The sequence below is a fragment of the Desulfosarcina cetonica JCM 12296 genome, from assembly GCF_001311845.1.
GTDB lineage: Bacteria > Desulfobacterota > Desulfobacteria > Desulfobacterales > Desulfosarcinaceae > Desulfosarcina > Desulfosarcina cetonica.
Map to the genome: position 1 here is coordinate 19,891 of NZ_BBCC01000018.1, position 25,020 is coordinate 44,910.

General features: G+C 52.5%; 25 protein-coding genes and 1 tRNA gene. 14 read left to right on the forward strand and 12 right to left on the reverse strand.

The window, feature by feature from the left end:
* The first annotated feature begins 40 nt into the window (after nt 1–40).
* On the forward strand, nt 41–2,140 hold the full coding sequence (locus tag JCM12296_RS06275; RefSeq protein ID WP_054691072.1) for an HDOD domain-containing protein: 2,100 nt from the start codon (nt 41–43) through the stop codon (nt 2,138–2,140).
* A 99-nt stretch (nt 2,141–2,239) separates the two neighbouring features.
* Nucleotides 2,240–2,950 carry a monofunctional biosynthetic peptidoglycan transglycosylase gene (mtgA, locus tag JCM12296_RS06280; RefSeq protein ID WP_054691074.1) on the forward strand — a complete coding sequence of 237 codons (711 nt, stop codon included), beginning with the start codon at nt 2,240–2,242 and terminating at the stop codon, nt 2,948–2,950.
* 21 nt (nt 2,951–2,971) lie between these two features.
* Here the strand turns inward: mtgA and JCM12296_RS06285 are convergent, their stop codons facing one another.
* Nucleotides 2,972–3,364: an NINE protein gene (locus tag JCM12296_RS06285; protein WP_054691076.1), complete on the reverse strand. Its 393-nt coding sequence runs from the start codon at nt 3,362–3,364 to the stop codon at nt 2,972–2,974.
* Nucleotides 3,365–3,592: 228 nt separating this feature from the next.
* On the opposite strand from JCM12296_RS06285, the gene JCM12296_RS06290 reads away from it, so the two are divergent.
* On the forward strand, nt 3,593–4,891 hold the full coding sequence (locus JCM12296_RS06290) for a sensor histidine kinase (protein ID WP_083455896.1): 1,299 nt from the start codon (nt 3,593–3,595) through the stop codon (nt 4,889–4,891).
* A complete protein-coding gene (locus JCM12296_RS06295; protein WP_157067411.1) occupies nt 4,891–6,489 on the forward strand; it encodes a response regulator in 1,599 nt (532 codons plus the stop codon). Before JCM12296_RS06290 ends, JCM12296_RS06295 begins: the two co-directional genes overlap by 1 nt.
* Here the strand turns inward: JCM12296_RS06295 and JCM12296_RS06300 are convergent.
* Nucleotides 6,477–8,339, reverse strand: coding sequence for a methyl-accepting chemotaxis protein (locus JCM12296_RS06300; protein WP_172683786.1), 1,863 nt, complete (start codon nt 8,337–8,339; stop codon nt 6,477–6,479). The genes JCM12296_RS06295 and JCM12296_RS06300 overlap by 13 nt on opposite strands.
* Nucleotides 8,340–8,591: 252 nt before the next feature.
* Here JCM12296_RS06300 and JCM12296_RS06305 point away from each other — a divergent pair, with 252 nt between their 5' ends.
* Nucleotides 8,592–8,942 (forward strand): type II toxin-antitoxin system RelE/ParE family toxin, encoded by a 351-nt coding sequence (locus JCM12296_RS06305; RefSeq protein ID WP_213183994.1) that lies wholly within the window; start codon nt 8,592–8,594, stop codon nt 8,940–8,942.
* The gene (locus JCM12296_RS06310; RefSeq protein ID WP_054691083.1) at nt 8,942–9,265 is read left to right on the forward strand and encodes a helix-turn-helix domain-containing transcriptional regulator; all 324 of its coding nucleotides are present in this window, start codon (nt 8,942–8,944) and stop codon (nt 9,263–9,265) included. Before JCM12296_RS06305 ends, JCM12296_RS06310 begins: the two co-directional genes overlap by 1 nt.
* Before the next feature lie 694 nt (nt 9,266–9,959).
* Here JCM12296_RS06310 and JCM12296_RS50240 read toward each other — a convergent pair.
* The 10 genes from JCM12296_RS50240 to JCM12296_RS06360 form a co-directional block, all read right to left on the reverse strand.
* Nucleotides 9,960–10,160 (reverse strand): hypothetical protein, encoded by a 201-nt coding sequence (locus JCM12296_RS50240; protein WP_157067412.1) that lies wholly within the window; start codon nt 10,158–10,160, stop codon nt 9,960–9,962.
* A gap of 95 nt (nt 10,161–10,255) precedes the next feature.
* Complete coding sequence (gene dgt, locus JCM12296_RS36020) at nt 10,256–11,326, reverse strand: dGTP triphosphohydrolase (protein WP_083455899.1); 1,071 nt, start codon at nt 11,324–11,326, stop codon at nt 10,256–10,258.
* A 3-nt stretch (nt 11,327–11,329) separates the two neighbouring features.
* Nucleotides 11,330–12,001, reverse strand: coding sequence for a primase 1D-like protein (locus JCM12296_RS06325; protein WP_054691091.1), 672 nt, complete (start codon nt 11,999–12,001; stop codon nt 11,330–11,332).
* A 174-nt stretch (nt 12,002–12,175) separates the two neighbouring features.
* A complete protein-coding gene (locus JCM12296_RS06330) occupies nt 12,176–12,595 on the reverse strand; it encodes a hypothetical protein (protein WP_054691093.1) in 420 nt (139 codons plus the stop codon).
* Nucleotides 12,596–12,705: 110 nt separating this feature from the next.
* On the reverse strand, nt 12,706–13,260 hold the full coding sequence (locus JCM12296_RS06335; RefSeq protein WP_054691095.1) for a hypothetical protein: 555 nt from the start codon (nt 13,258–13,260) through the stop codon (nt 12,706–12,708).
* 507 nt (nt 13,261–13,767) lie between these two features.
* Nucleotides 13,768–13,843, reverse strand: a tRNA-Arg gene (locus JCM12296_RS06340).
* 49 nt (nt 13,844–13,892) lie between these two features.
* Nucleotides 13,893–15,188, reverse strand: coding sequence for a bifunctional folylpolyglutamate synthase/dihydrofolate synthase (locus JCM12296_RS06345; protein ID WP_054691097.1), 1,296 nt, complete (start codon nt 15,186–15,188; stop codon nt 13,893–13,895).
* A gap of 303 nt (nt 15,189–15,491) precedes the next feature.
* Nucleotides 15,492–15,698: a 30S ribosomal protein S21 gene (gene rpsU, locus JCM12296_RS06350; RefSeq protein WP_054691100.1), complete on the reverse strand. Its 207-nt coding sequence runs from the start codon at nt 15,696–15,698 to the stop codon at nt 15,492–15,494.
* A gap of 303 nt (nt 15,699–16,001) precedes the next feature.
* Nucleotides 16,002–16,676: an adenylate kinase gene (locus JCM12296_RS06355; RefSeq protein ID WP_054691101.1), complete on the reverse strand. Its 675-nt coding sequence runs from the start codon at nt 16,674–16,676 to the stop codon at nt 16,002–16,004.
* A 349-nt stretch (nt 16,677–17,025) separates the two neighbouring features.
* Nucleotides 17,026–18,432 carry a CCA tRNA nucleotidyltransferase gene (locus JCM12296_RS06360; protein WP_054691103.1) on the reverse strand — a complete coding sequence of 469 codons (1,407 nt, stop codon included), beginning with the start codon at nt 18,430–18,432 and terminating at the stop codon, nt 17,026–17,028.
* A gap of 597 nt (nt 18,433–19,029) precedes the next feature.
* Between JCM12296_RS06360 and rho the strand changes: the two genes are divergently transcribed.
* From rho to JCM12296_RS06395, 8 genes are all read left to right on the forward strand, one after another.
* Complete coding sequence (gene rho, locus JCM12296_RS06365; protein ID WP_479690852.1) at nt 19,030–19,959, forward strand: transcription termination factor Rho; 930 nt, start codon at nt 19,030–19,032, stop codon at nt 19,957–19,959.
* A gap of 38 nt (nt 19,960–19,997) precedes the next feature.
* On the forward strand, nt 19,998–20,276 hold the full coding sequence (locus JCM12296_RS51315; protein ID WP_479690853.1) for a hypothetical protein: 279 nt from the start codon (nt 19,998–20,000) through the stop codon (nt 20,274–20,276).
* A gap of 26 nt (nt 20,277–20,302) precedes the next feature.
* Nucleotides 20,303–20,512, forward strand: a complete 210-nt coding sequence (rpmE, locus tag JCM12296_RS06370) for a 50S ribosomal protein L31 (protein ID WP_054691106.1) — start codon at nt 20,303–20,305, stop codon at nt 20,510–20,512.
* A gap of 185 nt (nt 20,513–20,697) precedes the next feature.
* On the forward strand, nt 20,698–21,774 hold the full coding sequence (gene prfA, locus JCM12296_RS06375; protein WP_054691108.1) for a peptide chain release factor 1: 1,077 nt from the start codon (nt 20,698–20,700) through the stop codon (nt 21,772–21,774).
* Nucleotides 21,752–22,648 carry a peptide chain release factor N(5)-glutamine methyltransferase gene (gene prmC / locus JCM12296_RS06380; protein WP_054691109.1) on the forward strand — a complete coding sequence of 299 codons (897 nt, stop codon included), beginning with the start codon at nt 21,752–21,754 and terminating at the stop codon, nt 22,646–22,648. Before prfA ends, prmC begins: the two co-directional genes overlap by 23 nt.
* Before the next feature lie 150 nt (nt 22,649–22,798).
* Entirely contained in the window at nt 22,799–23,668 is an 870-nt protein-coding gene (rpsB, locus tag JCM12296_RS06385; protein WP_054691111.1) for a 30S ribosomal protein S2, read from the forward strand.
* Nucleotides 23,669–23,703: 35 nt separating this feature from the next.
* Nucleotides 23,704–24,303 (forward strand): translation elongation factor Ts, encoded by a 600-nt coding sequence (gene tsf, locus JCM12296_RS06390; protein WP_054691142.1) that lies wholly within the window; start codon nt 23,704–23,706, stop codon nt 24,301–24,303.
* Between the two features lie 83 nt (nt 24,304–24,386).
* On the forward strand, nt 24,387–25,016 hold the full coding sequence (locus tag JCM12296_RS06395; protein ID WP_083455900.1) for a uridine monophosphate kinase: 630 nt from the start codon (nt 24,387–24,389) through the stop codon (nt 25,014–25,016).
* Nucleotides 25,017–25,020 lie beyond the last annotated feature (4 nt).

Consider the following 25,020-nt stretch of genomic DNA (forward strand, 5'->3'; position numbering starts at 1 on the left):
GTCGAAATGAATTCCAGCGATACTTTCCAGTGAGGTAAAGATGATATTTAACGGCGACTTGAGCAAATACCACCCTGCCGATGCGATCATGTTCCTGTCACAGCTAGGCCTGAACGGGGTCTTCTCCATTGTCGTAGACCAGCGCGTGATTGCCCTGGGTTTTCAAAACGGTAATGTCATCAATGCACAATCCAGCCGCGGCGATGCCAAAATTCTCCAGGCCTTGATCTTCCGTCGCCACCTGACGGCCGCACAGGTCCAGCGCATTCGCCGGATCCAGACTGAGGCCGGAATTCCCATCCGGACGATTCTGGCTCAGTTGGCTTTCTTCCCCCTGGCCGACATCGCCGATATTCTCCTTTTGGGAATGCAGGAAGTATTGTTGGAGACGTTTTTATTGGAGCATGGCGCGTTTCATTTTACGGATACACCCATCGACCCGGATGGCGGCCAAACCTGTCTGGATGCAGGCGCCGTGGCCATTCGTTTCGCCGCCCAGTCCGACGAATTCCGTGATTTTGAAAAGAGCATCGTTTCCCTGGATCGCGGGTATACCTTGGTGGAAAGATCCGCATCCGAGCACCTTTCGGCTGACGCGCAGATGGTGCTGCGGGTGGCTGGCGGCTGTCGGAGCGTCCGCCAGTTGATCGAAAAAGTCCCTTTGGACAGCCATGCGGCCATGGAAATCGTCAGGGAACAGATCGAGCGCGAAACCCTTGTCCTCCTGCCGCCGGCTAATGAGCGCGCGCCATCACCTTCCGGGCTATCCCTGGATCCGCTTTTCGGGGCGTTTCGACAGGCGATGAAGAAGATGATGCTGACCAGCGATCCGCTTAAACAGCTTGAGGCGCTGGTCAACTTCTGCAAGGCGTTCTACGACGGCATGCTGATCCTCACCGCCCGGGACGGACAGGTGGTTCATTGCAAGAAGATCATTCGGCTGCCCGGCCAGGGGGCTGTTCAGCGTTCGTACAAAGGTCAGCTGGGTTCGCTGGCGCAGGATGCCGTGGCCCATGCGGTATCCCAGTCCGGCGTGGGGTTTATCGGCGAAACGTTTCCGTCCGTCTTGCTCGACCGCCTCTCCGGGGAATCCCCGGCCGGTGAATGCGCCTTGATTCCCATCATCAGCCAGGGCCAGGTCAGCGTTTTTCTTTATGCCTTTACCCGCAAGACGTTCGATGGCCTTTCTCCCCAGCACTATCTGGAACTGCTCTCCTGGATGCCCGGGGCCGGCGATCAGCGTACCCACCGCAACCGCCTGAAGAATGTGGTCGGTCGGCCTTTTGATGCCACCGATACGCCTGGGGTGGCACCAAAGGACGGATCGGCACCGGCACGTTTGGTGGCCATGGTCGAAGATTTGCCGCCGTTACCCACGCTGGTTACGCGGGCCCTGGACCTTTTGGCGGATCCGGATTCCTCTGTGCAGGCGCTTGAAGCGGTGATCGAAAAGGACCAGTCCCTGGTTTCCAAACTGATCCGCGTGAGCAATTCAGCGCTTTATGGGGGGCTCAAACGGGTCGAATCCCTGCAGCAGGCCCTAACCCGACTGGGATCGAAAACCACCAAAAGCCTGATTCTGGCGGCCTCCATGCAGAGCTATTTCCTGGAGACCCATCCCCATCTCAAAAGTTGGGGGCAGGCCCTGTGGCAGCATGCCGCCGAGTGTGGCTTGGCTGCCCGGCGGATCGCCACCGCCATCGAATTCGATGACCCGGAGAAAGCCTTTGTTGGCGGGGTGGTGCATGACATCGGCAAGCTGGTGATCATGCTTACCGAAAGTGATGCCTACCGGCAGATTCAGAATCTGCGACGCCAAGATGCATGTTCCAGCATCGCGGCGGAGCGGCAGGTCATTGGCGTGCTTTTGATGGATAAATGGAAAATGCCTGCCTCCGCCAAGTTGTGCGTGGCCTACCATCATACTGTCCAGCAGGCCAATGGAGACCGCCGTCTGGCCGCCATTGCCGCCTACGCGAATCTGTTGAGTCACTGCCACGGTGCGCAGGGGCAACCGGCGACACCGGCCATGCAGGCGGAGATTGCGTCGTTGGTTAACGAACTGAGCCTTACCGAAGATCAAAACGAGGCCCTGGTCGCCTCCACGACCGTCGATTTTCAGAATTCCGGATTTCTCTGATCGATACGATCAAGTGGCCGAATCGTGCGCCGTTTTTTTCCGGCCTGTTGATCCCTGCGGGCTTGATGCGTTATAGAAGAACCCGCAGGGAAGACGGCCATGGCAATACGCAAATCGAAAAATAAATCCTTCTGGATACGCCTGCGGCGGCGATTGATCCTTGCCGCAGGCGGCGTGTTTCTGTCCAGCGTGGCGATCACCCTGCTTTTTCGCTGGGTTCCCGTACCGACTTCGGCTTTTATGTTAAGGCAATGGTTTTCCGGCACCAGCGTCGATTACCGCTGGGTTCCCATGGCGCGCATATCGCCCAATGCCGCCCTGGCCGTCATCGCTTCGGAGGATCAGAATTTTTTTTCCCATTGGGGGATCGATTTCAAGGCCGTTGCCGACGCCATCGAGGAGAACCGTACGCGCAAACGCCCCCGGGGGGCGAGCACGATCAGCCAACAGGTGGCCAAGAACCTGTTCCTTTGGTCTGGCGCCAGCTATGTGAGAAAAGGGCTGGAGGTTTATTTTACGCTAATGGTGGAAATGCTTTGGCCCAAGCAGCGCATCCTGACCGTCTATCTGAACATCGCCGAGATGGGTACCGGCGTGTTCGGCGTCGAAGCGGCGAGCCAGCGTTTCTACGGGCGTCCGGCCAGTCGGCTCTCCCGGAGACAGGCCGCCACCCTGGCGGCAATATTGCCGGCACCCCGTCGCATGTCTGCGGCGCACCCTTCCCATTACGTGGTTCGCCGTACGTGGCAGATCATGGATCAGATGAATCGGCTCGGTGGCACAGCGTTTCTTCGTCGTCATGCGGATTGAGACCTAAATCAAGCGATAGCCCTATGCACCGTTGATCACCGTGATCTGATCGTTCAGCGTCCAGAAGTCGTACAGCACCCCCACACCGAAAATTCCGCCGGTGAGCAGGTAGACGATGCCGATCAGCCATTTCCCTATGTACATGCGGTGGATGCCAAAAAGCCCCAAAAAGGTGAGCAGTACCCAGGCGACGGTATAGTTGACCGGTCCGGACCGGAAGCGGATGTCGGCCTGGCGATCCATGGCCGGGATCAGGAACAGATCCACCAACCAACCGATGCCCAGCAAGCCCAAGGTGAAGAAATAGATCGTCCCGGAGATGGGTTTGCCATAATAAAACCGATGGGACCCGGTGAAACCGAAAATCCACAGAATATAGCCGATGGATTTCAAATGGGTATCGTTGCCCTGCATCTTTTAGGCCTCCATGCATCGATTGTTTCGCGATTCTTTTGAATCTATCGGATCTTAACGAAATTGCAGAATATGTCCAGGGATGAAATGCAGATTGGCGTGTGCCATAACACAGATGGGTTGAAATATGGTTTTGACTTTTTCTTTCCAGCGTCCATTGCGCACTCCAACCAACACCCATTTGACTAATTGACAGCCACACGATCATTTGCGAACATATTTTAGGATATGGACAGAGGCAACTCGATCACCATCCGAACGCGTATCACCTTCCGTTTTGCTGTCGTGCGTACTTCGCTCCTCGCGCCTGTTATCTGCTGGCTGAGTGCCCCGCAAGGGGTAGGCTGCTTTTTACGAGTCCATCAAGTCCTGGTGCTTGACAAATTTTGCAATGCAGAACGTCAGCACGTGTTGCCTCACAGCATTCACGGGAATTCAACCGTTGCGGGCGGACAGCCACGAAGGGCCATGAACCTCATTGAACTCCTACAGCATCAGTCCAAACGCCTGCCTCACGAATGGGCCCAGCGCATCCAAACGGCGGTCGGTGGGAGTTACGCCGATCGTCCATTTGAGGAATTGCTGACGACTACCTCAAAGGCCTGTGAAGCGAATTTTGACATCATCGTCAACGAGGACTATGGCAGGATCGATCAATTTATTGAAAATATCTGCAAGATGCGATTGGCGGGTGGTTTCACCCTGTCGGAGGTACAGCGGGCGTTTGAAATTTATCGAACGATTTTAACCCCATTGCTTGTCGCTGCCTTACACGGTGATGCGCTGACCGCCGCTTTCCAAAAGCTCAACGGATGTTTGGAATACACCATCAATCGGTTTAGCGAATACTTTCATAATGCCGCGCAAGAAGCATTGCAGAAGGCCAAAGATGAAGCCGAGACCGCTAATCTGGCCAAAAGCAGATTCCTGGCAACCATGAGCCATGAAATCCGAACTCCCATGAACGGTGTGATTGCTGCGGCCGAACTGGCACTCAACGAAAAACTGCCCGACAAGACCGTGCGTTATCTCAAAATTATCCACACGTCGGCCTATTCCTTGCTAGGCATCATCAACGACATCCTGGATTTCTCCAAAATCGAAGCGGAAAAAATGGAGCTGATAGCGCGCCCCTTCATGCTGGACGAGATCCTCGACCGGGTGCTGGACGCCTTTCATTCCAAAGTGGCCGAAAGCGGAATCGAACTGCTGGTCGATATCGCCCCCGGGCTTCCGGCCGTACTGGTCGGCGATTCCCTGCGCCTGCAGCAGATTCTCACCAATCTGGTCAGCAACGCCGTCAAATTCACCGAAAAGGGCGGCGTGATCCTGGTGCGTATCGGCGCTGCGGAAAAAACCGATAAGACTGTATTTCTCAAGATTTCCGTCAAGGACACCGGCATCGGCATCGCGCCGGAGCATTTGCCGCTGCTGTTTCAACCCTTCATCCAGGCAGATGGCTCCATGACCCGTAAATACGAAGGGACTGGCCTGGGGCTTGCCATCTGCAAAAACTGGTGTGCCTGATGGGGGGCAGAATCTGGGCCGAAAGCACCCTGGGCAAAGGCAGCACGTTCACCTTCACGGCTGGCTTCGAACGCTGTGCCGGCGTGGTGCCGCCGACCTTAAAAGCACCGTCGTCCCTGAGGAACATCAGCGTGTTGGTGGTGGATGACTGTCAAGAAAACCGGATGATCATGGAGCGGATGCTGAACAGTTTCGGTTTCCTGGTCAAGACCGTCGAGTCGGCCGAAAAGGCACTGCAAATACTGCAGGCCGACGCGGTGGACGAGCAACCCTTCGACCTGATCCTGATGGATTGGAAGATGCCCGGCATGGACGGGTTAACCGCCGCAGGCCACATCCGCCGCACCATGAAGCGCGACAGGGTTATCCTGCTAATGACCGCTTTCGAGGCACCGGGAGTTCGCGAAGAGGCTGAAAAAGCGGGCATCAACGGTTTTCTGGCCAAGCCGATCTACCCGTCCGAGCTGTTCAACGCGGTGATGAACGCCTTCGGCAAAACGGCCGTGAAAAGCGAAATCACGCGTAACCGTTTCACCACCCGAGAATCCATCTACGGGGAGCGCCTGCGTGGTCGTCGTGTCCTGCTGGTCGAAGACAATCCAACCAACCGGGAAATCGCGACGGCGGTTCTGGAATCCGTCGGCATCCAGGTGGCCACCGCGACCAACGGCCGTGAGGCCGTCACTGCGGTCACGGCCGGCACATACGATGCGGTCCTGATGGATATCCAAATGCCGGAAATGGACGGCTTCGAGGCCACCCGCGCCATCCGCGACAACCCGTCTGTCCATCAGATTCCCATCATCGCCATGACCGCCCACGCCATGAAAGGCGACGAGGAACAGTGCTTGGCGGCAGGCATGGATGGATATGTTTCCAAACCCATCAACCAGGATCGTCTATTCCACGCACTCTGGCGAAACATCAAGCGCCTCGCAGGTCCCCTGCCGGTATCGGCTCCTGTGCCTGCCGGTGTTGAAAGCGATGTCGGCGTATTGCCTGATTACCTCCCGGGCATTCGCGTACGCGAAACCGTGGATGCGCTAAGGCTGGCCCCATCGACGTTTCTGAAAATCCTGGCGGGGTTCGCCGCGCACAACGCCGACACGGCTGCCACGCTGGAAATGCTTTGGGGGAGAAGGGATTACGAATCCCTGCGCCAGCTGGCGCATGCCCTCAAGGGCAGTGCTGCCAACATCGGGGCCACGGCCCTGGCAATCAGTACCCAGAAACTCGAAGAAGCCCTGGCCGATGCTGCCAAGCGCAATGAGAACAACATTTCGGTTCTGACCGCGGAAGCCATCTTGCTTCTCGCCGAGGTGCGCGGTGGCATCGAAACGCTTCCACCCGTTCCATCGGCACCCATTACCGATTCGCCGCCAGCCGATCCGGCCCAGCGATCGCAAACGCTGGACCGACTGGTCGGGGGACTTCAGTTGGCGGACCCTGAGGCCATTGCACTGAGCTTTGCCGCGGCCCGACCGTATCTGCCGGCGGCGGTGAGCGCCGAGGTCGGGGCCTACATCGATTCCTACGATTATGACAAGGCGATCGAGCGCATCCGCAGTTTCACGATCCCTATCCATCAGGCCAAATAAAGCTCATCAAGGGTCGCAAAGAGCATTTCACGCTCTTTTTCAAAGGCTTTCATTAATGCCGCCGCCTTCTCCGTTTTTCCCTGATGGAAAAGATCGACGACTTGCCGTGCATATACATGAACCTTCTCGTGGTGATGACCTGCGGCCGAAAAAGCCTGGTTCTGCTTGAGTGCCTGGCCTTCAGGGCTGTCATACCATTTGCCGAAGGCACACTCATGGTGGCTATTGACCTCTTGCGGTGTTAAGGTCCCGCTTCCATGCAGCAAGCCTTCAAGCCGTGACCGCCAATTGAGATGCGCCCCCTTGACTTCGCCGATATCAAACGATGCGGCGGGTATTTTAAATTGCGCGATCGTTTGGGTCAGTCGGCTGGAAAGCTTCAAGAGATCCTGCGCGCTGACATGAACCTGGGAACTGCTGGTGGCCATTTCCTTGGCGGACAGGTCCACACCGGCTATCTCCTTGGTGATATCGCCGGCAACCACCGAGCTTTGTGAAACATTTACATTAACCTCTTGGATGCCCTGAGACGCCTGGGACACGTTGCTGGCAATCTCCTGGGTGGCCGTTGATTGTTCTTCCACCGCCGCCGCAATGCCCGTCACAATCTCATTGACTTCGACGATAACCGCGGAGATCATTCTTATCTTCTCGACGGTGTCGCTGGTGGACGTCTGTATCCCATTGATTTTCTGTTTGATTTCGTTGGTGGCGATGGCTGCCTGCTTGGCGAGTTCCTTTATCTCGTTGGCGACAACGGCAAACCCTTTTCCAGCTTCTCCGGCGCGGGCGGCTTCAATGGTGGCGTTGAGCGCCAACAAATTGGTTTGCTCCGATATTTCGGTAATCGCTTCCGTAACTTTGTTGATGTCCCTTGCTGCCGCGCCCAATTCATCGACCTTGATCGAGGCGTCCTGGGCCTGAGCAACCGCCTCGGTGGTAATGGAACGGGCTTTTTCGGAATTCCGGGCAATTTCTCCTACCGTGGTGCTCATTTCCTCGGTGGCGCTGGCCACAATATCGACATTGCTGGCGGCCTGTTCACTGGCCGCCGCCACGCTGTTCATGTTGGCACTCATCTCCTCGGCCGCCGTGGCCACCATGTTGGCCTTGTCCGAAGTCTGCTCGGATCCTTGCCTCATCTGCCCCGAGATGCTGCTTAACTCGGTGGAGGCGGTATCCATGGTCGCCACACTGTTATTAATATTCCGGGTCATCCTCACGAGATGGGTAACCAGGACGTTCAGCGATTCAGCCAATTGGCCGATTTCATCTTTGCCGGTGATGTCCAAATGTTGCGTAAAATCACCCGTGGACATCCGTATCGGATGAGAGATCGAGACTGCAATCAGAATGGCCAGTAACAGGCCGATGGCAACGGCAACGACTGTGGATATGACAACGTTGCGACCGGTATGGCGCGCCTTTTCCAGAAGCGTGGAATTCGTCATGATTTTCTCACCGGCCGATTTTCGGATGGCATGAAAAAGATCCTGGACCTGGGCCAAGGCAGGCAGGGTCTTTTCACGCAAGACCGTCCCCGCCGCCGCCAACCCGGACTCTCTGTCCGCATGGGCCGCCATCAATCGGTTGATTTCCGTGACGGATTCGTGCAATTCGCGATGGGGTTGTTTCATCCTGCCGATCAACCCCGCCAGCTCCGGGTGGGCTGCCTCCAGTTGCCGACGGTCTTGTCCGTACAGCCATTGGCCAAACCCGCACCGGTGATCATCGGTCTCCACCCCGATTGCCTTCATTTGTGAATCGGTCCAAAGGCGGTTGACTTGGCTCATCCAATTGAGATGGTCGATTTCTTTCTGGGCAAGCAGCCTGTCCAGTTGGGTTCCCATGATCACGGCCTGTGCATTTTGGCTGATGCCACCGATTCCGTTGCTGCTTATCAGACCAATGACGATAGCCAAGATTAGTTCAATACCAAACGCTCCAAGTAGCTTGTAACGGAGCCTGATGTTTTTCCAGTGCATTTTAAAACCTCTCACATGAACAGCATTGCCGGCGAGAAGAAGACGGCCAAGCTTAACGGATCCGGCAACAAATAGCCCACTATCAACCTTGACAATGATAACATATACGTTAATAATATGAAAAAGCACGAAGAGATCGAGGTTCGATATTACGAAGATGGATCAGGCCGGAAACCCTTTGCGAGGTTTTTTAATGAGCTGAGCGGAATGGCAGCAGTCAAAATCACGGCGGCGATAACGCGTCTAAGAACCGGCAACAAAGGTGATTCAAAGTCAGTCGGCAAAGGCGTGTCCGAACTGAGGATTCATTGGGGACCTGGATACCGGATCTACTATTACGGGTGGGATGGGTTACGGTTGATAATCCTGTTGTCTGGTGGCGCAAAAGGGTCGCAGGGTGCGGATATCGAAAAGGCCCAAGCATATTGGGCGGATTACAAGAAACGCAAGCGAAAGGGGGAACAGTAATGCCGCTTTCAAGAGAATTTAAAGAGTTGGTTGTCGCCAGGGCGGAAAACGATCCCGATTTTCGTAAAGGGCTGATCGTCGAAGCCATCAACATGATCCTGGATGGTGAGATCACGGCCGGCAAATTGATGCTCCGCGACTACATTAACGCCGCCGGGGCCATGGATGACATTTGCAAAAAGCTCGGGAAACACAAACCGGCCATCAGCCGGATGCTCGGGCCGTCTGGGAATCCGACATTGGAAAGCATTGTGCCGGTTATCAAGGCGTGTGCCGAGCGTGAAAACATCACTCCCCGTATTCATATCGATCAAGCCGCTTGATTGTTTTTGACGCCAATCGAAGCAATACCCGACAAAAGCATAGACGGGCCTTCCACGGGGATCCGGTGGACCGTGGAGCTGGCAGGAATCCCCTCGAAGGCTCCCCTTCTGATGCCCGTTGCGGCGGTCTTACGCGGTGAGGGCCACAGAAACAGGTTGCTGGATACCTCGAAAAAGAGTTCCGGCAACCCAAATTCCCTTCTCGGGATCATGCATTTCCAGACCGCCATAAATTGTGCATTGTCAGGCCGCCGCTAACAACCAAGCAAACGTCCGTTTTCATCAAACGGTTTTTCGGGGAATGGACCTATCAAGAAATTGCCGATTTTTATGGGGACCATCCCCACAATATCAGCAAGACATATCACAATGCTGTTAACCGGTTGTTATCCGTGCTTGTCGAAATGGATGGGGTGAAAAAGATGACCGATGAGGAACGGAAACAAGCGAACGTTGCCAAGTCCAAGCGATACTATGAACGCAACCGGGACAAAGTGAACCAGAAAAGGTGGGAGCGGTACACAACCAAAAAGAAACGGCCCAAGAAATAAATTTTAGAGTTCTTTAACCTTGGAAAATACCTAACGTAGAGCTAAGTGGTTCTGTGGAGTTGAGCGCAGCGGAAACCCACCGAATCCGCTTGAGTGACGGGTTATGCTGTAATTATAGTTATATATTCGGCTTTGATATTTGGTTAATTAGATCCACATAAATCTTTATACATTGTTAAAGCATAAGTATCTGTCATCCCTGCTACGAAGTCTATGACCATAAGTAATTTAAGATATTTTTCATTACTATAGACCGTTTTTTCCTTTGCATATTTTGATTGATGTGAAAGCAAACTATAAAATTTCCCGTCAACAGTTTTTGAATTAGAATAATCATCAGACAATACAGCATGAGATAGTTTTTCTAAAAGATATGATATTACAGTTTCACCAAGAAGTTCTCTTTTGAGGACATCTTCATGGTTGAAATTATTTTTAGCTATATCGCTAAAAAATTTCTAAGCAATTTTGATGAAGAACATTTTAGTAACTCGTTATTGAATCTCCCATTAATAATACTTTCATGTTCATTTTTAAAACATTCAATTGCAGAATATATCATTTTTGTTTGAGCAAAAATTCTGCACTCTTGAGCGATTAAAGAATTTTTGTTTTCAAAATTTTTATAATCTTTTTTCATTTTTATAATTTTATTATATAAAACTGAGCATTCGCTATCATGTATGTATTTTTCACTTAAATTATCTAAAAGAAAATCTAAAGTTATGGTGTTTTTTTTGAAGCCATCTTCAATATCTGATACAGAATAACATATGTCGTCTGCTGCCTCTAAAAGATAGCATAAAGGGTGTCTTTCGTGAGATAATTGCAATGTATAATTTATTTCCTCATATTTATCTTTATCCGTTTGGTAAAATCCATATTTTTTAAGGCTTATATTTTTACTACTTCTTTGATTGCCTGTAATAGAATCTTTTGGATATTTAACAATTGTTGCTAATGTAGGAAAGGTTAAATTGTATGAAAACTCATCTGAGGCAAGACCAAGCCTTAACAATAATCTTAATCCCTGAACATTACCATCAAAATTCAGTAAATCAGCTTTTTCCATCTCGTTTAAATCTTTAAGTAATTCTTCATTTTTCTTAAAAAAAACTTGTATACATTTTTCACCAAAATGACCAAAAGGTGGATTCCCAATGTCATGAGCCAAACCGACACTGGCAAGAATAGATGGTATGTGGCCTATTTTATCTTGACTCAAATGACCATTTTCCAACAACCATTTTTCTGCGAGAACACCTATACTTCGAGCAACACCGGAAACTTCAATAGAATGTGTTAGCCTAGTTCGCACAAAATCATTTGGTTCTAATGGAAAAACCTGTGCTTTGTCCTGTAATCGTCTAAATGGTGCAGACATTGATATACGAGAATAATCGCTGTTAAAAGGATTCCAGTGTTTGGGGACTTTTGTTGATTTTGAAGGTCGGAAACGTTTGGGATCTAGTTTTTTCATCCATTCTTTTTCATATCTTGTCTCGTTCATGGTTTAAACCTTATTAATAACAGTCGGTGTGATATTGTGTTTTTCCCCCACTCGTAAAGAACAGGAACGTTCAAGTATTTGATGGGCAATCCATGCCCTGTCAATTATGGGGGAAAACAACAAAGCTTTTGCAAGTAAATCGAGTAAAGAGTCTAATTCATAAAAAGAATTACTTACAAAATGATATGACTCACCACTATCTAATATATAGCCATGTACATTAAGAATGCATAAAATATCATAGACAATTTTGAAATTATTTGTTGATGGAAAGATGTGAAAATCAAGTAATAAAAGATGTTTAATAGAATTGTCGTTTAAAAAAATTTCAGAATTTAAAGATAAATTATCTTTTGGATTGTTGTCTAAAAAGATTCTTATATCTTCTATTTTACGAGTTCTTATTTTATCTGTATTTTTATTGTGTAATAAGGCACTTGATAATAACTCAATGGATACATTTTCTTTGTCAAAAAAAGATAACATTAAAGAATCCCAAAATGGGAGGCTAAAATTATTTCGAATGCTTTGAGCAGCAGAAATGAATTTTTCATCTATCACATTTAACTTAATTCTATTCTGAATAAGGATTTGCTTTGGATATTTTGTAAATGTTAGCAAATTGATATTTGGATTTTTATTGATAATTTCATTAACTGCGTCAAGTACGTCCATAATTGTTCCTATTTCAAGCTCCAGCTACTGATATTTTTCCTAAATATTTAGAAATAAAATATTATTAACAGACCAATTTTTAATCTAAATCCATAACATTATAATTTTTTAAGTCATGTATGTTTATTTTGTAAGCATAATGGTTAGCCGTCCTCACCAGCGACGCGTTATAACTTACCCACCATATTCAATGGTGATTCTTAAATTTTTACTTACTTTTTTCATTTCATCATAAATCTTTGAGGCCGACTCAGCCGCCCCTTTATCATCCTTAATTACTTGATAAGAGATAATGTTTAATGAGCCACAAGACTTTAGGAGCTCCTCTTCGTTTGGCATACGCAAAATAAAAGCGAAAAAGCCATAATAAGGAATTGATTGTTTGTTTGCCAAAATTGAAGCTGAAAGGCGTTTGATCTCATTTTGTATTTCTTGGGAACAGTTTGCGTTTGTAATTTTAGCTTGCTCTCTAAGAAATAAAGCTGAAATTTCACCAAAAACTGTTTTTAACGATACGATTGGTTCTAAAACTAGTTTCAAAATGAATTGTCCCAATATAAATACTGCGACACCTGAAAGAATTGTTAGAAACATCGTTTTATTCTCTTATCTCGCTTAAAAGTTATAACGACTGGTTGTGGGACCGCGTTCTTTTGCGGTCCCACACTAACCAATGGTTAAGTGGATCTATCCCCATATGGTTATTAATTATTGCTCATATTCATTAACTTTTTCTGCACCTCACCGACCATTTTTATTGCTTCACTTCTTTTATTTTGTAAAAAGTTATATTTATCTTCAAGATCACTTCCATCATTTATCCTTTTATGTATATATCGTAGTTCATCGCTATATACTTCAATTACATTTGTAAGGGCATTTAATCTTGCAGTATGTTTCATAATATTTGCCTGATATATGCTTGCTTTATGCAATTGCTCTTGTGCATCAGCACTTCGTTTCATTTCAGATCTTGAAAGCTCTAGTTCGTGTCTTTGTAATTCAAGCTCTTTTCTTTGGAGCATAATAGTGTAAATAATGCCACCCAATGCCAGACCGGCAAAAAGAGAATTAATTGCGCCGAACATGTCACCAAATATTCCACGGACATTCCAGTCCGGGATAAAAAATAAAATACTTATTCCGCTTAGAATCCATATGCAAAAAATAGAGACGAATAATACAAAAAGTGGTAAAAAATTTGCTTTAGAGATAGAAACATTCTCATAATCTTTATTGAACATTTTTTTTCTAAGCATTATGGTACCACTTAATCATTGATTATCAGGTAATTTTTCCCTGATATATATGATATCGAAGGGATTTTCGGGAAAATTTTCCCTATTTTAATATCAACCTTGCCCTGCAATACACACCCAACACAATTTTACAGTAAAATCAATGAAATTCACCTTTTGACAGGTTCGGAAATTTCAGAGAGTTCGAAGCCTACCAATAAGTTGACACCTCTCGGCCCTAATCTTAAAATCGATCCATGGAACCCCGGCCCCCATATCTGCAAACGATTGCAATTTGGATCAGCCCCGCCCCTGGACCGGATGGATGGATGGTGGGGGACGAATCTATCCCCCACCACACTTTTAGATCTGAGTGCATAGCTTTACAGTCAAGGAGGTGGGCAGGGTCCCCCAAATTTAAGCCTGAAACGCTTAAAATTAGCTTTTATGGGTGGGGGATAGGGTGGGGGACAGCTAAAGCATGAAATCAAAAAGGGCTTAGAAATTAATCTAAGCCCTTGATTTCATTGGCGCGCCCGGCAAGAATCGAACTTGCGACACCCAGCTCCGGAGGCTGGTGCTCTATCCACTGAGCTACGGGCGCAACGTGGTGAGGGAAAATAGAGGATAACGTCCCTTAAGTCAAGGTCGTTTTATATTGGATAAAGCGAATCAGCGGATTTCTCAAGCTCGGCCTTGGCTTCTCCGACCACATACAAGGACCCGGCCACACAGATGGCATCGTCGGGTCCGGATGTGTTGATGGCATGGCGAACGGCCGTGCCCACATCGGTGATGATTTCGACTTCCGATACCAACGGTCGCGCCGCCGCCTCCAGGGTTTCGGGGGGGAGGGAACGGTCGATCTTGGCTTGGGTGATGATCAGCCGGGCGCAGGGGGCGACCAAATCCTTCAGGATGGCTTCGTAGGGTTTGTCGTCGAGGATTCCGGCGACCATGGTAACGCGTCGGCCGGCCAGGGTGTCTTGTAGATAGCGGCCCAATTGCCTGGCCGCCATGAGGTTGTGTGCCCCATCCAGGATGACGATGGGATTTTGGGAAACCACTTCCAAACGGCCCGGCCAACGGGCCTGTTCCAGACCATACTGGATGTGATCCTTTAAAAGATTCTCGTCATTGCGCATGAGAAGTTCACTGACCGCCAGGGCCAGTGCGGCGTTGTCCACCTGGTGCTTCCCCAGAAGACCGGTTTGCAGCCCGGACCACCAGTGATCGATACCCGCATATGAAAAACGGCCATTGTTGGACCGGCGGACCCGAAAATCGCGGCCTTTGAGAAAGAGAGGGGCGGATTGGCGAATGGCTTCAGTTTCGATCACAGCCTTGGCCGCCTTTTGTCCGACCCCGGTGACGACGGGAATACCCGGTTTGATGATGCCCGCCTTCTCACCGGTGATGGCCTTGATGGTGTTGCCCAGATAGGTTTTATGCTCGAGGGAGATATTGGTGATCACGCAAACTTTCGGCTCGAGCACGTTGGTGGCGTCCATTCGCCCGCCCATGCCGGTTTCGATCACGGCCCAGTCCACCTGCTGGCGACTGAATTCATGAAATGCCATGGCGGTGGAGAATTCAAAGAAGGTCGGTTCGCGCTCGCCCACATGAACCGATTTGACCGCCTCCCATGACGCCACCACGGCATCGTCGGAGATGGGCGTCCCGTTGATGCAGATGCGCTCATTGAAGCGGATCAGATGGGGGGAGGTGTAAAGTCCGACACGGTAGCCGGCTTTTTGCAGAATCGTTGCCAGGGACGATGCCACGGATCCCTTCCCGTTGGTGCCGGCAATGTGGATTGCCGAAAAGGTCTGTTGGGGATTGCCCAGACCCGCCAGGATATTGCTGATGGTTGAAAGACCGAGAATGATACCGAATCGGCGCATGCTGTACATGGCTTTGAGACATTCGGCGTAAGCGTGGGTCGTCATACGGGCAACTCCTTGATTACAAAGGAACTTACGGTTAAACGGGTTATGCGCTGACAGGGTTGGACGCGGGTTGGCTTTTTTTTATTCAGGCAGATATGGACAGGCTGGATGAGCCTGGTGTAAGCCCATTTGTATGTTCAAACAAACCTTGTGGCACCACGGAAAAAACTTCCGCCCGTCACCAGGCCTCTGCTTGCGATGAGATGGCTTCGCTCAAGATGATTTAACGGTCGTTGGCGCAAAAACAAAAACCCGGCGGGAAAACTCGGTCCCAGCCGGGTCGTTGGGTCTAACGGGCTGTCACTAACGATATCTCCGGCTTCTTGCGGCGGCGATGCGCTGCCGACGAAGCGCCTCACGTTCCTTGCGGCGGCGGTATTCGCTGGGCTTTTCGTAGCTTTTCTTCAGCTTCAGCCGCTTGAACAGACCATCGTTCTGAATCTTTTTTTTCAGAATCCGCATGGCTTTTTCGAGATCGTTATCGAAGACTTTGACTTCAATTGCTTTCAAACTGGATCAACCCCCCTTTTTCCCATCGGATCGACGCTGTTCAGGATCGTTTCAACCATGATGGTTATTTATTTTTTTGGTAAACTTCTTCTTTAACAAATGTGGGACGCGATTGCAAGTCAAAGGTTGACAGGCCCATAAAAACCGTCGACGGGAAAGACACATCCCGGCCAGAGAAATCGACCGGCGGTTGGGCAAAAAAAACGCTTTTCCGCAATCGTCGTGTCGGATCGTCGAAACATAAAGCGGTGAAGCTCGCGCTATGGAGCTTCACCGCCGGTGTTTGGACGCGGATGGATCAATCTACAGTTTGGAAACCAGTTCGGCGGTAACATCCTTGACGCTGGGCGTACCGTCCAGGGTGATGTATTTCATGCCGGTCCCCTTGGCAGCCAAATCTTTAAAGTAGTAGGCCGATGCCAGTGTGCCATCGGTGGTGTTGTAGTAGATGTCGTGGCGTTTGTTGATGGCCGATTCATCCTGATCGTCGCTGCGGGTCTTCAGATCGCCGCCGCACACCCGGCATTTGTCGCCATTGGGTTTGATGGCGTCAATGTAGATGTTGTTGGGATGGTTGTTGTCATTCACGCACAGACGACGGCCCATGATGCGATTTTTGGCGATTTCGCGGTCCAGCAGGATCTCGACGACGATGTCCAGCGCCATGCCGGCACTTTTCAGGGCTTCGTCCAGTTTGATGGCCTGGTTCTTGTTTCTGGGGAAACCATCCAGCAGCCAGCCGTTCTTGCAGTCGTCCTGTTTCAGGCGGTCGAGAATCATGGGGATGGTGATTTCATCGGGTACCAAATCGCCCTTGTCGATGTAGGCTTTGGCTTGGGCGCCCAATTCGGTTCCCTTGCCGATGTTTTCACGGAAAATGGCTCCGGATTCGATGTGGGGGGTGTTGTATTTGTCTTTCAAAATCGCGCCCTGGGTGCCTTTGCCGCTGCCATTGGGACCAAAAAACAAGATGTTCATTCACCTTCTCCTTTCTGTTTCCTGCTCGCAAAAGACAGGATTATTGAAAATACCAATCGCACCGCGATGTCGGCATCTGGCGGTCATGGGACCTGATCATTGCCGGTCGCTCACCGGGTGCCGTGCTTTTCTATGTATTGTGGCGGTCGGCCACATTCATTTGCAATGATTGATGATAGGTGGGCTGGTACCGAAGCATCAAATCTCCAGCTATAGTGTTCAAGATAATATTTGGGGGCTGCGTTATCGGTCGTCGCGGTATTGTTTATACAGCTTCCTCCTTTGGCCTTGCCAAAAACATTATCTTGAATACTATAACCCGCGTTCGTACAGGAATGCTGCATGCTTGTCAAGCATCGGGGTCGAGATGCCTGTCGGTCAGGTGGCGACGGACCCATGCCAGGGCCTGCTCCCGGCTGGTCAGTGTTCCGGCAAGCCGCTGTTCGTCGACGCGATTGAGGATCTGTTTGAACTGGGGACCCGGCGACAAACCCAGTTCGGTGATCAGGTCGCGACCGTTGATCAGGGGCCTGCTGGTGCGTTGCCGCTGCCGATAAACGGCGAAGGCTTTTCCCAGGTGGTAGCAGAAATCGATGAGAGCGGCGTCCTGCCGGGTCGGTGTCGTATGCTTGGCCAGGGTGTCGGCCATGGCGTGGACAATGATTGGCAGGCAATGCCGTCCGCAATGCCTGAAAAAACGGATCTGACCATTGGGGCCAAGGGTGCTCTTCTGCCAGGCGATGAAAAGGAACAGGGGACGGATGTGATGGCGGATGATGGCGTCGCTGAATTGCTGTTGGTCGGCGGACAGTCTAAGGCGCCGACCGATAACGGCGGCCATGTCGGCGCTGCTTACCGCATGTCCGGGAAAATGCACCGCTGCGCTGGCATCGCACTGTCGGGTCGGCGGTTTGCCCACATCATGGAGCAGGGCACTATACTTTAAAAGGTAAACGTCGTTTGCAAGATCGGTCTCGCTGGCGATATCGGCCAAGTCCGGGAAACGGGTGTCGAATTCGGAAAAAAGGCCTTCCACGGCTTCATAGGCCCTGAGGCTGTGCTCGAAGACATCGAAGCGATGATGCCGGTTTTGGGTGCAGCCGATGGTGGGCTTGAGCTCGGGGAAGATGGCTGTCAGCAGGTTGCTGGCCGCCATGCCGCGAATCGTGCCGGCGGAGTCGTCAACCTTGAAAATTTTTACCAGTTCGGCCCAGACCCGTTCTCCGGCGACGGTGGCGATCCGCTGGCGGTGCCGGGTAATTACCGCCTGGGTCTGGGGATCGATGCTGAAGCCGAGCTCGGCCGCCAGGCGATAGGCCCGTACCAAGCGGGCCGGGTCATTGACGAACGCGGTCTCGGCGACCATGCGGATGATGCCTTGCCGGATGTCGTTCAGTCCGCCGGTGCAATCCACCAGCCGCCGGGACTTCAGATCGAAGGCCAGGGCGTTGAGCGTGAAATCCCTGGCGGCGAGGTCCGATGCGATGGTGGCACCCGCCAGCGGTGTGATATCGATGACCGCCGATGCGGAGACGATCCGGAAGACGGAGAATTCCTTTTTGCCCAGATCGATCAGCCGGCCGCCGGTCCGTTGGGCGATCCGTGCGGCCGTCCGGGCGGGATCGCCTTCAACCACCAGGTCGATATCCCTGGGCGGGCGCCCGATCAGCATGTCACGCAGGCAGCCGCCGACCAGGTAGATGCCATCGATCGGATCGGGGAGGAAGTCAAAGTGGATGTCAATCAATTTTTGCATATGGGTTCATCGGTCAGGATCTTCGGTTGGCCGCCAATAAGTGGCTGCAACACCGAAAAAAAGGCTTTTTTCGGAGCTTCCAAATTTGCTTGACACTGACCAGTGCATAGTATAACAAAATTGAAGAAAATCGCGATCAGCCCCCACTGATGGGGTAATTCAAGTAACTTCTATCGCATAAACACGCTTATTCCTCCACAAAAACCAACAGCCCGATTTTAACCACCCGAAAGGCACCGTTTCATCATGCTTTCGATTTGCCGGAATAGGGCAGAATCTTACTGCCGTCACAGGCTGCGGGAAACGGAGGACTGTTGCTTTTTGTATACAGGAAGATCGTCGTGTGTTGCCGAAGATGGCTGAGCGCGGTGGGCGGGGGCGATAACGAAGCGGGGCAGGGGGAATAGTCAACGACTGCAGCAGGCTGCCGATATGCATGATTGCTGTGAAATTTCTTAGGTCCTGTCTGAAACAACCGAAACATACACAGAATCGTAAGATGGCGATGCGGACGGGGTGCATGGACGGACAGCCTTCCCATGTCTGTTCTCACCGTACGGGGTGCGGGTGAAAGACTACTAAAAATGGGGTGTTTTGATGAACATCGTTGAACTGAAAAACAAAAAGATCAATGAACTGACCAAGCTGGCCAAGCAGCTCAACATCGATGGTGCGGCCGGCATGCGCAAACAGGAGCTGATTTTCTCCCTGCTTCAGGCGCAAATCGAAAAGAACGGGTTGATCTTCGGCGAGGGAACCCTGGAAATCCTGCCCGACGGCTTCGGGTTTTTAAGGGCGCCGAATTACAACTACCTGCCCGGTCCGGACGATATCTACGTTTCGCCATCGCAGATCCGGCGTTTCAATCTGAGAACCGGGGATACGGTTTCCGGTCAGATCCGCCAGCCCAAAGAGTCCGAGCGCTACTTCGCCCTGCTCAAGGTGGAGGCCGTCAACTACGAAGACCCCGAAGTCGCCCGCGAAAAGATCCTCTTCGACAACCTGATTCCGCTCTATCCGGACCACAAGATCAATCTGGAAACCGAATCGGAAAACTACTCCGCCCGTATCATGGATCTGCTGACGCCCATCGGATTCGGCCAGCGCGGGCTGATCGTTTCACCGCCCCGTTCCGGTAAGACCATGCTGTTGCAGTGCATTGCCAACTGCATCGTCAAGAATCACAAGGACATCGTTCTGTTCGTGCTGTTGATCGACGAACGTCCGGAAGAGGTGACCGACATGCAGCGCTCGGTGAAGGGGGAAGTGATCAGTTCGACCTTTGACGAACCGGCCGAGCGGCACGTTCAGGTGGCCGAAATGGTCATCGAAAAGGCCAAGCGCTTGGTGGAGCATAAGAAAAACGTGGTCATCCTTCTGGATAGCATCACCCGTCTGGCCCGTGCCTACAACTCGGTGATGCCGCCCAGCGGCAAGATCCTTTCCGGTGGTGTGGACTCCAATGCCCTGCAGCGGCCCAAACGTTTTTCGGCGCCGCCCGGAATATCGAGGAAGGCGGCAGCCTGACCATCATCGCCACCGCTCTAGTCGATACCGGTTCGCGCATGGACGAAGTCATCTTCGAGGAGTTCAAGGGCACCGGCAACATGGAGATCCAGCTGGATCGCCGCCTGGCCGACAAGCGAATCTTCCCGGCCATCGACATCAAGAAATCCGGCACCCGCAAGGAAGAACTGCTGCTCGATGAAAATACCCTGAACCGGGTCTGGATCCTGCGCAAACTCTTCGCCTCCTTGAATCCTTCGGATAGCCTCGAATTTTTGCTTGAAAAAATGAACGGAACCAAGGATAATAGCGAGTTCTTGGATTCCATGAATGCCTAAATTATTCACAGGGGGTTGAAATACCAATGAAAACCGACATCCATCCGGATTATCAGAAGACGACCATTCAGTGCGTCTGCGGCAACACCATCGAAGTCGGCTCGACCAAGCAGGACATTCGTGTGGAAATTTGTTCCAAATGCCACCCGTTTTTCACCGGCAAACAGAAGCTGGTGGATACGGCCGGCCGTATCGAGCGGTTCAGAAAAAAGTACGAAAAATTCCAGAACCAGTAGCGCCTTCGTCCTGTCTTCCTTCAGGCTGCATCCGGTGTCCGTGTCGCAGGCCGGCACCGGAGCCTGCCCGCCCTGGACCCGTCTGTCCCGATTTCAATCATTTTTTGACCCAGTGAACGGCCGACCGTTGCTACAACCGCTGGAGGGTGTAAAGGCGGTCTCCCGTCAACCCTTGATGGTGGGATATGTTCGACAAACTTAAAGGCGTAGAAGACCGTTTTCAGGAATTGGAACGGCTCTTGTCCGATCCGAAAGTGGTTCAGAACCGCGACTTGTACCAAAAGTATATCCGCGAGCATGCCGAGATCGCCCCGATCGTTGCCGCCTTTCGGGAATACAAGCGCACGGATCGGGAGCTCGATGACAGCCTCGAGATGCTCCATGACGAGGACCCGGAAATCAAGAAAATGGCCGCCGAGGAAGTCGATCGTCTGGAGCAGGAAAAGACGCGGCTGCAGGACGAACTCAAGATCCTGTTGATCCCCAAGGATCCGCTGGACGACAAAAACGTGATCCTGGAGATCCGGGCCGGCACGGGCGGGGACGAAGCCGGGCTTTTTGCCGGTGACCTGTTCAAGATGTACCAGCGTTATGCCGATGCCCGCGGATGGAAGGTGGAGGTCCTGGATCATCACACCACCGGTGTGGGCGGACTCAAGGAGATCATCGCCAACATCAACGGCAAAGGCGCCTACAGCCGTCTGAAGTTCGAAAGCGGCACTCATCGGGTTCAGCGGGTGCCCACCACCGAGACCCAGGGCCGCATTCATACCTCTGCGGTGACGGTTGCCGTGCTGCCCGAGGCCGAGGAGATCGAGCTCAGCATCGACCCCAACGACTTGAAGGTGGATGTCTACCGCTCGTCGGGGCCAGGCGGCCAGAGCGTCAACACCACGGATTCGGCCGTCCGGATCACCCACCTGCCTTCCGGGCTGGTGGTGACCTGCCAGGATGAGAAATCCCAGCACAAGAACAAAGCCAAGGCGCTCAAGGTGCTGCGTTCACGCCTGTTGGATCAGATGGTGCGCGAGCAGAACGCGCAGCGCTCCGAAAACCGACGCAACCAGGTCGGCAGCGGCGATCGCAGTGAGCGGATCCGGACCTATAACTTTCCCCAGGGACGGGTGACCGATCATCGCATCGGGTTGACCCTCTACCGTTTGGAATCGATCCTCCAGGGCGATGTAGACGAAGTCATCGATGCCCTGACCACCTACTACCAAAGCCAGGCCCTGCAGCATGCCGAAAGCGTCGACGGATAGCCGTCCCTCCTGGACCATTCTTGAACTCGTGCGCTGGACGACCGGCTACTTTGCGGACAACGGGTTCGACAGTGCCCGCAGCGAGGCCGAGATCCTTCTGGCCCACGCCCTCGGCATGCGACGCATCGATCTTTACCTGAACCACGACAAGCCCCTCGGCGAAGCCGAACGCGGCGCTTTCAAACGCCTGATCCGCCGCCGCCTGGGAGGCGAACCGGTGGCCTACATTACCGGACGGAAGGAATTCTGGTCCCTGGATTTGGCCGTCAATTCGGCGGTGTTGATTCCCCGGCCGGAGACCGAGTGTTTGGTCGAAGCCGTGTTGCCGTTCCTGGCGGCGGACACTGCGACGCCCAAACGGGTGCTGGATCTGGGATCGGGCAGCGGCGCGATCATCATCGCCCTGGCCCATGAGCATCCCCGGCACCGTTTCGTGGCCATGGATCGTTCCATGGCCGCCTTGGCCACGGCACGCCACAATGCCTGTGCCCACAACCTTTCCGATCGCATCGACTGGTTCTGCGGCGACTGGCTGTCGGCCCTTGCGCCCCAACGGGCGCGCTTCGACCTGATCGTTTCCAACCCGCCTTACATCCGTAGTGCGGATATCGCCGGCTTACAGCGGGAAATCCGTGATCACGAGCCGCGCGGTGCCCTGGACGGCGATGCCGACGGGCTGGCCTGCCTACGTCGGATTATCGACGCGGCGCCCGACTATCTTCAAGACGACGGCGTGCTGGCCGTCGAGTTGGGTTTCGATCAGGCCGATGCCGTGCGCGCCCTGGCCGACGCGGATGGCCGCTACCGGTCTTGCCGAATTATCAAGGACTATAGCGGCCTTGACCGCGTGGCGGTGATGGAGCACCATTTTTAGCTTGCAGCCCATAGTGTTTTTGGTAACTAAACTCGTTTTTAAAACCGCACGTCCGTGGACCGGATCCCGGTGCTCTTCGTGGTCTCCCAGGAGAGTCGGATTCAGGGTCGAAGCGGGCGCAGGCAAAACCACCCCATCAAGGAGAAAATCATGGCGTATGTGACAATGAAAGAGCTGCTCGAAGCCGGTGTCCATTTCGGCCACCAAACCAAGCGTTGGAATCCCAAGATGAAACCCTACATCTTCGGGGCCAGAAACGGGATCTATATCATCGATCTGCAAAAGACCGTGAGAATGTTCCGTGACGCCTATGACTTTGTTGTCAACACGGTGGCCGACGGCAAGTCGGTGCTTTTCGTGGGCACCAAGAAACAGGCCCGCGAATCGATTTACGAGGAAGCCAACCGCGCCGAGATGTTCTACGTGCACAACCGCTGGCTGGGCGGCATGCTGACCAACTTCCAGACCATCAAAAAAAGTATTGATCGGCTCAACTACCTCAATACCATCGAGAATGACGGATCCATCAATCTTTTCCCCAAGAAAGAGCGCCTGAAGCTGGGCAAGGAAAGGGAAAAGCTGGACAGCACCTTGGGCGGCATTCGCAGCATGACCAAGCTGCCGGGGGTGATTTTCATCATCGATCCGAAAAACGAAGCCATTGCCGTGCGTGAAGGCCGGCGTCTGGGCATTCCCATCGTGGCGATCGTGGACACCAACTGCGATCCCGACGAAATCGATCACGCGATTCCCGGCAACGATGACGCCATCCGGGCCATCCGCCTGGTGGCTTCCAAGATCGCCGATGCCTGCATCGAGGGACGCGATCGCTATAAAGAACGTCAACAGGCCCATACCGACAAGGGCGAGGAGGAAAGCGCCGAGTTGGAAAACGCCGCGGCCGACCTCAAGCCGGGTGAACGCAAGGTCATTTCCGACGGCACCGACGGGCCGGTGGTCGAAATCATCCGCAAGGGCGCCGCTGCCGGCGAAACCACAGAAACATCTGAAGAGGCGTAAGCCTTTTAAGCATAACGGACGGGAGAGTGATTCAGATGGCAGATATCAGTGCAGCAAAAGTAAAAGAACTCCGTGAAAAATCCGGCGCGGGCATGATGGACTGCAAGGCCGCGCTGGTCGAATGTGAGGGCGACCTTGAAAAAGCGATGGACTTTCTGCGTAAGAAAGGCATCGCCACCGCCGCCAAGCGGGCGGGCCGGGCCACTTCCGAGGGCACGGTGCAGTCCTACATCCACATGGGCGGCAAGATCGGCGTCATGGTGGAAGTGAACTGCGAAACCGATTTCGTGGCCAAAACCGACGACTTCTGCGAATTCGCCAGAAACATCGCCATGCATATCGCGGCCACCAATCCGGTGGGGATCGCCGCCGAGGATGTTCCCCAGTCGATCATCGACCGGGAGCGCGAGATCTACCGCGCCCAGGTGATCGAAATGGGCAAGCCGGAACAGATGGTCGAAAAGATCGCCGAGGGCAAGATGAATAAATTCTTCAAGGAAAACTGTCTGCTGAACCAGCAATACGTCAAGGAGCCGGACAAGACCATTGCCGACTACCTTAACGAAGTCATTGCCCGGACCGGCGAAAAAATCACCATCAAACGCTTCGCCAGATTCCAGATTGGGACCGAATAGCGTGGCCACCCGATTCAAACGGATCTTGCTTAAGTTGAGCGGAGAAGCCTGATGGGAGATCAGGCTTCGGCATTTGTCCCGACATGCTCGCCTTTGTCGCCGAAGAGGTCCGTTCGATTGTCGGGTTGGGCGTCCAACTGGCCGTGGTGGTCGGCGGCGGAAACATTTTTTCGGGGTGTTGCCGCCTCCTCCTTTGGCATGGAGCGTACCTCGGCCGATCACATGGGCATGCTGGCCACGGTGCTCAACAGTTTGGCCCTGCAGGATGCCCTGGAAAAAAAGGCATCCAGACCCGGGTGCAGACGGCCATCACCATGCATCAGGTGGCCGAACCGTACATTTTGCGACGGGCCCTGCGACATTTGGAGAAGGGGCGCGTGGTGATTTTCGCCGCCGGCTCCGGAAACCCCTACTTTACCACCGATACGGCGGCGGTGTTGCGCGCCAAGGAGATCCACGCGGAGATCCTGCTCAAGGCCACCAAGGTCAACGGGCTGTACGACAGTGACCCGGAACGCAACGCCGATGCCCGTTTCATCAAAACCATCAGCTACATGGAAGTGCTGGAACGTCAGCTCAAGGTGATGGACATGACCGCCATCTCCCTGGCCATGGACAACCAGCTGCCCCTGATGGTGTTCAATCTCAAGGAAAAGGGAAACATTTTTCGAGTGGTCTGCGGAGAGGATGTGGGAACCACCATCAGCGGTTGAAGCC

Coding starts and splice junctions, on each gene's coding strand:
- JCM12296_RS06275 (WP_054691072.1), top strand. CDS start 41: ATGATATTTAACGGCGACTTGAGCAAATACCACCCTGCCGATGCGATC.
- mtgA (WP_054691074.1), top strand. CDS start 2,240: ATGGCAATACGCAAATCGAAAAATAAATCCTTCTGGATACGCCTGCGG.
- JCM12296_RS06285 (WP_054691076.1), bottom strand. CDS start 3,364: ATGCAGGGCAACGATACCCATTTGAAATCCATCGGCTATATTCTGTGG.
- JCM12296_RS06290 (WP_083455896.1), top strand. CDS start 3,593: ATGGACAGAGGCAACTCGATCACCATCCGAACGCGTATCACCTTCCGT.
- JCM12296_RS06295 (WP_157067411.1), top strand. CDS start 4,891: ATGGGGGGCAGAATCTGGGCCGAAAGCACCCTGGGCAAAGGCAGCACG.
- JCM12296_RS06300 (WP_172683786.1), bottom strand. CDS start 8,339: ATGGGAACCCAACTGGACAGGCTGCTTGCCCAGAAAGAAATCGACCAT.
- JCM12296_RS06305 (WP_213183994.1), top strand. CDS start 8,592: ATGAAAAAGCACGAAGAGATCGAGGTTCGATATTACGAAGATGGATCA.
- JCM12296_RS06310 (WP_054691083.1), top strand. CDS start 8,942: ATGCCGCTTTCAAGAGAATTTAAAGAGTTGGTTGTCGCCAGGGCGGAA.
- dgt (WP_083455899.1), bottom strand. CDS start 11,326: ATGAACGAGACAAGATATGAAAAAGAATGGATGAAAAAACTAGATCCC.
- JCM12296_RS06325 (WP_054691091.1), bottom strand. CDS start 12,001: ATGGACGTACTTGACGCAGTTAATGAAATTATCAATAAAAATCCAAAT.
- JCM12296_RS06330 (WP_054691093.1), bottom strand. CDS start 12,595: ATGTTTCTAACAATTCTTTCAGGTGTCGCAGTATTTATATTGGGACAA.
- JCM12296_RS06335 (WP_054691095.1), bottom strand. CDS start 13,260: ATGCTTAGAAAAAAAATGTTCAATAAAGATTATGAGAATGTTTCTATC.
- JCM12296_RS06345 (WP_054691097.1), bottom strand. CDS start 15,188: ATGACGACCCACGCTTACGCCGAATGTCTCAAAGCCATGTACAGCATG.
- JCM12296_RS06355 (WP_054691101.1), bottom strand. CDS start 16,676: ATGAACATCTTGTTTTTTGGTCCCAATGGCAGCGGCAAAGGCACCCAG.
- JCM12296_RS06360 (WP_054691103.1), bottom strand. CDS start 18,432: ATGCAAAAATTGATTGACATCCACTTTGACTTCCTCCCCGATCCGATC.
- rho (WP_479690852.1), top strand. CDS start 19,030: ATGAACATCGTTGAACTGAAAAACAAAAAGATCAATGAACTGACCAAG.
- JCM12296_RS51315 (WP_479690853.1), top strand. CDS start 19,998: ATGGACGAAGTCATCTTCGAGGAGTTCAAGGGCACCGGCAACATGGAG.
- rpmE (WP_054691106.1), top strand. CDS start 20,303: ATGAAAACCGACATCCATCCGGATTATCAGAAGACGACCATTCAGTGC.
- prfA (WP_054691108.1), top strand. CDS start 20,698: ATGTTCGACAAACTTAAAGGCGTAGAAGACCGTTTTCAGGAATTGGAA.
- prmC (WP_054691109.1), top strand. CDS start 21,752: ATGCCGAAAGCGTCGACGGATAGCCGTCCCTCCTGGACCATTCTTGAA.
- rpsB (WP_054691111.1), top strand. CDS start 22,799: ATGGCGTATGTGACAATGAAAGAGCTGCTCGAAGCCGGTGTCCATTTC.
- tsf (WP_054691142.1), top strand. CDS start 23,704: ATGGCAGATATCAGTGCAGCAAAAGTAAAAGAACTCCGTGAAAAATCC.
- JCM12296_RS06395 (WP_083455900.1), top strand. CDS start 24,387: ATGCTCGCCTTTGTCGCCGAAGAGGTCCGTTCGATTGTCGGGTTGGGC.